Annotated in this window: 6 protein-coding genes and 1 pseudogene; 4 read left to right on the top strand and 3 right to left on the bottom strand. The window is 65.9% G+C overall.

The window, feature by feature from the left end; all coding sequences use genetic code 11:
* Window positions 1–181: 181 nt before the first annotated feature.
* From MFF24_RS26235 to MFF24_RS26220, 4 genes and pseudogenes are all read left to right on the top strand, one after another.
* Window positions 182–670 (top strand): annotated as a pseudogene (locus MFF24_RS26235) (helix-turn-helix domain-containing protein); the annotation flags it as partial.
* 101 nt (window positions 671–771) lie between these two features.
* Window positions 772–2,271: an IS21 family transposase gene (istA, locus tag MFF24_RS26230; protein WP_238228906.1), complete on the top strand. Its 1,500-nt coding sequence runs from the start codon at window positions 772–774 to the stop codon at window positions 2,269–2,271.
* Window positions 2,268–3,110, top strand: a complete 843-nt coding sequence (istB, locus tag MFF24_RS26225; protein WP_238228905.1) for an IS21-like element helper ATPase IstB — start codon at window positions 2,268–2,270, stop codon at window positions 3,108–3,110. The genes istA and istB overlap by 4 nt, the downstream gene beginning before the upstream one ends.
* A gap of 161 nt (window positions 3,111–3,271) precedes the next feature.
* On the top strand, window positions 3,272–3,433 hold the full coding sequence (locus MFF24_RS26220) for a DUF4113 domain-containing protein (protein ID WP_444543587.1): 162 nt from the start codon (window positions 3,272–3,274) through the stop codon (window positions 3,431–3,433).
* Between the two features lie 4 nt (window positions 3,434–3,437).
* On the opposite strand, the gene repC is transcribed toward MFF24_RS26220, so the two are convergent.
* The 3 genes from repC to repA form a co-directional block, all read right to left on the bottom strand.
* Window positions 3,438–4,643, bottom strand: coding sequence for a plasmid replication protein RepC (repC, locus tag MFF24_RS26215; protein ID WP_238228904.1), 1,206 nt, complete (start codon window positions 4,641–4,643; stop codon window positions 3,438–3,440).
* Between the two features lie 184 nt (window positions 4,644–4,827).
* On the bottom strand, window positions 4,828–5,853 hold the full coding sequence (repB, locus tag MFF24_RS26210; RefSeq protein WP_238228903.1) for a plasmid partitioning protein RepB: 1,026 nt from the start codon (window positions 5,851–5,853) through the stop codon (window positions 4,828–4,830).
* Complete coding sequence (gene repA / locus MFF24_RS26205; protein ID WP_238228902.1) at window positions 5,850–7,070, bottom strand: plasmid partitioning protein RepA; 1,221 nt, start codon at window positions 7,068–7,070, stop codon at window positions 5,850–5,852. The genes repB and repA overlap by 4 nt, the downstream gene beginning before the upstream one ends.
* Window positions 7,071–7,108: the final 38 nt, after the last annotated feature.

Genomic DNA, 7,108 nt, shown 5'->3' with positions numbered 1-7,108 from the left:
TAGATACGTCGATGCCGACGAAGACGGTGGGTTGTTCGTCCATGACCCTACCTTGCAAATGCGGGCTCGGGCCCGAGCGGCTGTCCGGGTTCGGGACTGTGGCGGTGAGGGTCGCACCATGCTCTGTCGCGGGCTTGAAAGCCCAAGGCGAACGCGGGCTGACCCTCACCGTGTAGCCTCGCTGGCTTCGCGCCGGCGGGCAACTCCGAGATACAAGGCGGTCCGTCGCGCAATACAACTACGTCAAGAGAGTGTGAGGGCCGCTGCCAGACGCTACGGCGTCAGCCCGACGACGATCCAGAAGTGGCGGGCGCGGCAGACGACAGCCGATGCCGCCATGGGGCCGAAAGAGCCGCGCTCGACGGTCCTGACCCCAGAGGAGGAGGCGGTCGTCGTTGCCTTCCGGCGCCATACCCTGCTGCCGCTGGACGACTGCCTCTACGGCCTCCAGCCCACGATCCCGCACCTGACCCGCTCATCGCTGCACCGCTGTCTGGAGCGGCACGGCATCAGCCGCCTGCCAGAGATGGAAGGTGACAAGCCCAAGAAGAAGCGCTTTGCCGAGTACGCCATCGGCTACGTCCACATCGACATCGCAGAGGTCAGGACAGAAGAGGGAAAGCTCTACCTGTTTGTGGCCATCGACCGAACCTCGAAGCTGGCCTGTGTAGGGCGGTGACAAAACCATCCACTGGAGCGTCGGCGTCGTGCTGATGCGGGCGGCGTAAAAGCCGGCCAGTGGAGAAGCTTCTCTTTCGAGAGGAGCTGGGGATGTTTGCCGTGGAAGTCTACGCGGCCGTTCGGCAGTTCGTGTTTATCGAGGGCAACTCTCGGCGTGAGGCGGCTCGCGTGTTCGGGCTGAGCCGAGAGACGATAGCCAAGATGTGCCGGTTCTCTCTGCCGCCGGGCTATACGCGCTCGAAGCCGGTCGAGAAGCCGAAGCTTGGGCCTCTTCTGCCGGTGATCACAGCCATCCTGGAGGCGGACCGGACTGCGCCGGTCAAGCAGCGGCACACGGCCAAGCGGATCTTCGAGCGTCTACGCGACGAGCACGGCTATGCCGGCGGCTACACGGTGGTGAAGGACCACGTGCGGATCTGCCGGTCGCAGGGGCGGGAGACCTTCGTGCCGCTGGCCCACCCGCCCGGCCATGCCCAGGTCGACTTCGGCGAGGCGGTGGCCACGATCGGCGGCGTGCGTCGCAAGATCCATTTCTTCTGCATGGACCTGCCGCACTCCGACGCCTGCTTCGTGAAGGCGTATCCGCGGGAGACCACCGAGGCGTTCCTCGACGGGCACGTCGCCGCCTTCGCCTTCTTCACGGGCGTGCCGCTGTCGATCCTGTACGACAACACGAAGATCGCGGTCGCCAAGATCTGCGGCGACGGGCAGCGCGAGCGCACGCGCGCCTTCACCGAGTTGGTGAGCCACTACCTGTTCCGCGACCGCTTCGGCCGTCCGGGCAGGGGCAACGACAAGGGCAAAGTCGAAGGGCTGGTCAAGTTCGCCCGGTCCAACTTCATGACCCCGGCTCCGGAGGCAGCTTCGTTCGAGGCGCTGAACGCTGATCTGGAGCGACGCTGCCGAGTCCGGCAGGATGAGTGTGCCGGTCGGTATGCCGAGCTCATCGGTACGCGGCTCGTGGCCGACCGTGCGGTCCTGCGCGCCCTGCCGGCGGTCCCGCTGGAGCCGTGCGAGACGCGGGCTGGTCGTGTCTCCTCGACCGCGTTGGTGCGCTACCACGGCAACGACTACTCGGTGCCCACCGCCTACGGCTTCCGGAACGTGCTGGTGAAGGGCTTCGTCGACGAGGTCGTGATCCTGTGCGGCGGGATCGAGATCGCCCGGCACGAACGCAGCTACGGCACCGGCGTGTTCGTGTCCGAGCCGCTGCACTACCTCGCGCTGATCGAGACCAAGCCGAACGCCCTCGACCAAGCGGCGGCCCTCCAGGGCTGGGATCTGCCCGAGGCGTTCCAGCACCTGCGCCATCTCCTGGAGGCGCGCATGGGCAACCGGGGCAAGCGCGAGTTCATCCAGGTGCTGCGCCTGATGGAGGCGATGCCCAAGGACGTGGTGGCCGCAGCCGTCACGGAGGCGATCCGGCTCGGGGCGATCGGCTTCGATGCGGTCAAGCTGATTGCGCTGGCCCGACTCGAGCACCGACCGCCCCGGCTCGACCTGGCAGCCTATCCGCACCTGCCCAGAACCACGGTGCGGACCACCGTGGCTGCCGACTATGCCGTGCTGGTGCCGGAGGTGGCCGCATGAGCCCGGCGCGCGACGAGACCACGCCGGGCGTCCTGCTGGCTCACCACCTCAAGCAGCTTAAGCTACCCACGGTGCTGCGCGAGTACGACAAGGTTGCCCGCGAGTGCGCCCAGGGCGGCCTGGACCACCCGCGCTACCTGTTGCGGCTGGTTGAATTGGAGCTGATCGACCGTGAGCGGCGCATGGTTGAGCGCCGCATCCGGGCGGCGCGCTTCCCGGCAGTGAAGAGCCTCGACACGTTCGACTTCGCCGCGATCCCGAGCCTGAACAAGATGCTCGTGCTGGAGCTGGCCCGCTGTGGCTACATCCTCAGCCGAGAGAACGTCATCGCACTTGGCAACTCGGGCACTGGCAAGACCCACATCGCCTTGGCTCTCGGCTTGGCGGCTTGCCAGAAGGGCTTCTCGGTCACGTTCACCACCGCGGCCTCGCTGGTCAACCAACTCCTGGAGGCGCGCGACGAGCGTCGTCTGCTCCGGCTTCAGCGTGAGCTGGCCGCGGTGAAGCTCCTGATCGTCGACGAACTCGGCTACGTGCCGCTGTCGTCGACGGGAGCGGAGTTGCTGTTTGAGGTCTTCTCGCAGCGCTACGAGCGTGGCTCGACCGTGGTGACCTCGAACCTCCCGTTTGAGGACTGGACGTCAGTTCTGGGCTCGGAGCGGCTGACCGGCGCGCTGCTCGACCGGCTGACCCACCACGTCAGCATCCTGAGCCTGAACGGCGACAGCTACCGCCTCAAAACTTCCCGCAGCCGGCGCGGCCGGGCCGAACGGGCGGAGCAAAACCAGGCCACCGCCGATCCTCACGACCCCGAGACGGGCGAGATCCCGCCGGCCTGACCCTTAACGATCGGCGACGAACGAAGAAGGGGCCCGATCGGGCCCCTTCTTCGTTCAGGCTGCACGTTGCCAGTGGCCTGATTTTGCTCCGCCACGGCGGCCTGGAATTGGTCCGCCCTTTACAGATCGGGCAACTCCACCGGGCACGCTCCGATCCGCTGATGACAGCGATCGACACCTGCAACGCTCGATTCGGGCGCGGCAGCGTGGTGCCGGCGCGAGCGGGCCACGAGGCGAAGCGCACCTGGAGCACGAAGTTAGAAATGCGGACCCCACGGTACACGACCCAGCTCGCCGAACTCCTGACCGCTCTGGCACGCTGATGCCTCACCGAGCTGGAGCGGGCAGACGGGCCCGGTTCAACGCCTGAAGCACCGGCCCAAGGCTGTACTGCCCTGCCCTCTTTCGCTCCACCAGCCTGCGCAGATAGCCTCCAGGGCTCTTAATGTGCTCTGCACGCTGCAGAATGGCCGCGATAGTCGCAGCGGCTCCCTGTGAGCCCATAACGTCCTGCGCCTCGCGCCATGCGCTCGTACTGATCCCGAGCATTGAGCGCACCAGGTCCGCAACATCGGAGAGGTCGCGCCAGGAGCGGATCCCGTTGCGCGCGTAATCAGCGATGTCGGGGCAGGCGTCCAGCACCATGCCAAGCGGGTAGGTGGCCGCTGTCGGGCGCATCGGATCAGGACGAGAGCCGCCCATTCCTCCTTCTCCCCACTCGGTAGCCGGTTCAGAATCTGAGAGCTCTGGTTTTGAATTCTGATTGTGCTGCCCACTGTGGCCAGCACTGGCATCCAGATTCTCCGATTTCAGCCCTTCGGTGAGGAGGTTGCTCACATCTGCCACGAGGCGGGTCAGAGCATCGGCTGCAGCTTGGAGTTCGGCGAGGTCGGGCACGCGGCCCAGCGAGCCCAGAGCCGCAGCGTAGCGCCCCCGGAGGCTCTCCCAGTCGGCCAACATGCCGGCTTCCACGCCGGCGGCCATCAGTTTCGCCGCGTCACGACGGAGGATGGTCACGGACTCGCGCGCGACCTGGAGTGCGCGGCGCTCGGCCTGCACCAGATCCGCTTGACTCTCGAACTCGGCCGCGCGCGCAACGATCGGTGTGAGATCGAAGCCGAAGGCCTGCACGACCGCACCGCCCTGCCCCTTCCGGGCGTAGCGCTTGCCGTTCGGGCTGTCTCGCCGGATCACGAGCCCGGCCTCGACCAGGGTGGCCAGATGCCGGCGCAGCGTCGTGCCGGCCATCCCATGTGCACGGAGCGCGAGCTGTTCGTTCGATGGGAAGACGACGAGGTCGGCGCCCTCGCCCGCGACGAGTGCAGTCTCCGGGTGAAAGGTCAGCAGCGCGTTCAGGACGGCCAAGGACCGGTCGGACACGCCGATGTGGTCCTTGGCCAGGGCGATGTGGCGGAACACGGCCCACTTGTTGATCGTGGCGTCTCGAGGGCAAGCGGCCGCTTTCGTCTGCGCCTGGATCTGCGCAGCCGTTAGGGATCGCCGCCCGAAGGGCGCCGTGATATAGATGTTCATCGTCTCTGCCGGGCACCAGGCAAGCCGAAGACGTTCGCCGAACAGCGCAAAATCGTTTGACGATGTGCCAGGAGGTGTGCTTCTCTGCGCTTGCTTACAACGACAGAGAGGGCCTTCCGGACGCGGTTCGGGGGCCTTTTCTTATTCCGGTGCGTCGTCTCCTTGGTTCGTGTTGCGGTATGGGTTACTCCTTGCCAGCCTTCAGGGCGGAAAGGATCTCGGGAAGCCGATCCAGGAGAGCGGCGCCGAGTTCCGGCTCCAACTTCTCGTCGATCGACAGGATAAAGCGGCCGCCGCTGCGCTCAACGCGCGCGACCTTGCGGCCCTGAGAGTCCTTCCAGATCTGCGCTCTCGTCTTCCGCTCAGACGTGGGATTGAGCGCCTCCAGCATTGCGGCGAAGCGCTCGTCAGTCGGCTTGGCTTGGAATCCGGCATCGCCGATCAGCTTGCCAACTTCGACCGCATCAGTCGCCTTGATCCGGTCGGCGAGGAGCATCCAACGTGGACGCCCGGCTGCCGGGGCAGGGCCGATCGCGGCGACGACGTGCTCCGGCACCGTTCGGGCGACCGAGATCAGCGTCGAGAGATCACCCTTGCCGACGCCCATCGCCGCTGTGATTGTCTCGCGGCGGAAGCCGTGGTCCTCCAGCCGAAGGGCGAAGAAGGCGCGCTCGATGTAGCTGAGATCGCGCCGCTCCAGGTTCTCCTTGCCCTGGGCAACGACGAGTTCGTCGTCGGAAAGTGGTCGCACCACGGCTCGTATAGGGCAGTTCAGTATCAGTGCGGCGCGCGTCCGGCGGCGGCCGTAGGCGATCTGATAGCGGCCAGCGGCCTCCGGGTGCGGGCGGACCAACACCGGCACCTGCTGACCGCTCTCGCGGATGCTCTCGACCAAGCCGGGGAGGGTGGGGTCGTTCGCGTCTGCTACGCGGTCGGCGATGGGGGAGTTGTCGATGAGTCGTGGATCAAGATCAACGATGACCGATCCAGCCTCGATCTCCGCCACGGCGTCCGCGCGTGCGGCGAGCCCGCGCAACGTCGAACCCATCATGCGGACGGCACCGCTGCGGCGTGGCTCAGAGGCCAGGGAGGGCGGGTTTGCACCTGCAAACTCGGGCTCTGGGGACGTCTGGTTTGCAGCTGCAAACTTTTCCGCCTTGGGGGCCTGCTTCGATCCGAACAGCGCGTCGAGGTTCGTTTTCCGGTTCATGCCCGACCCCACGCCTTCCGGACCAGCCCTTCGATCTCGCCGTTGACCGCCTCCAGCGCCTCCAGCGCGCGGTCGTAGGTCGAGCGGGTGACGCCATCCCGGCTGATTTCGTAGAGGGTTTGCTTTGACAGGCCGGCATCTGAGACGGCTGACGACTTCAGCATGGGCGCAGTCAGTACGGCATCGTCGAACAGGGTGCGGAGCATACCGACGATGCGCGTCTGAGGCGCGTCCTGCTGCTCGTAGCGGGTAACAAGATAGCGCAGCCAGTCGTACTGCAAGTTGCCCCCAGCCTCAGACACGACGCCAAGCAGGTCCTCAGTCATGGCCAGGAACTGGCTCATCGAGGCGACGTCGAGCATCTGCGGGTGAATGGTGATCAGCAGTGAGGTCGAGGCGCACAGAGCTGAGAGCGTCAGGTAGCCGAGCTGGGGCGGGCAATCGATAATAACAACGTCGTAACTTGCCTCGACCGCTTCGATCGCCTGCGCGACGCGGTCGAAGAACAGCGGCTCACCGGCTCTCCGTTTGTTCAGCGCCCTGGGCGTCTCGTGCTCAAACTCCATCAGCTCGAGGTTCGCGGGAACGAGGTCAAGGCCCGTGAAGTAGGTGTGCCGGATTATCTCGCTGAGCGGGCGGCGAGCCTCATCGTAGCGGATCGCGCCGTAGAGCGTCTCGTCTGTATTGACGTCGAGCTCCGGCTGCACGCCGAGCAGGGCCGAGAGGCTGGCCTGGGGGTCGAGATCAATCGCAAGCACCCGGTAGCCGCGCAGCACGAGCGACTGAGCAAGGTGAGCGGCGGTCGTCGTCTTGCCCGAGCCGCCCTTGAAGTTCGCCACCGCGATAACCTGGAGGTGATCGCCCTCATGACGGCGAGGCTGGTAGCGTCTACCCCCGCGCGTGTTCTCGTCGAGGTAAGTGCGCAGACCGTGGATGTCAGCGAGGCTGTAGGACCGTCTGCCGTTCGGTGAGACCTCGGGCTGCGGACCGAGGCCTTCCATTGCGAGTTGCTGAAGTCGAGAAACCGTGACGCCGATGATGCGCGCAGCCTCAGTCGAGGAGAACCGACGCAGCGTCTTCGACGAGGTAGGCGGGAACAAGCCAGACGAGATCGCCTGGAGCTGGTCGCGAAGCACCGTCGCGTGGTCGCCGATCATCGCCGCCGGTGAGATCGTCGGCGGTGACGGGGATGATTTGATCCCAGGGTGCTGGTTCATCCTCTCGGGCCTCGTTTGCAGATATCTAACCAAATTGG

The sequence above is a fragment of the Methylorubrum aminovorans genome (genome assembly GCF_022179725.1).
In the GTDB taxonomy this organism is placed as follows: Bacteria; Pseudomonadota; Alphaproteobacteria; order Rhizobiales; family Beijerinckiaceae; genus Methylobacterium; species Methylobacterium aminovorans.
This window is presented reverse-complemented; position numbering and strand designations above follow the sequence as displayed.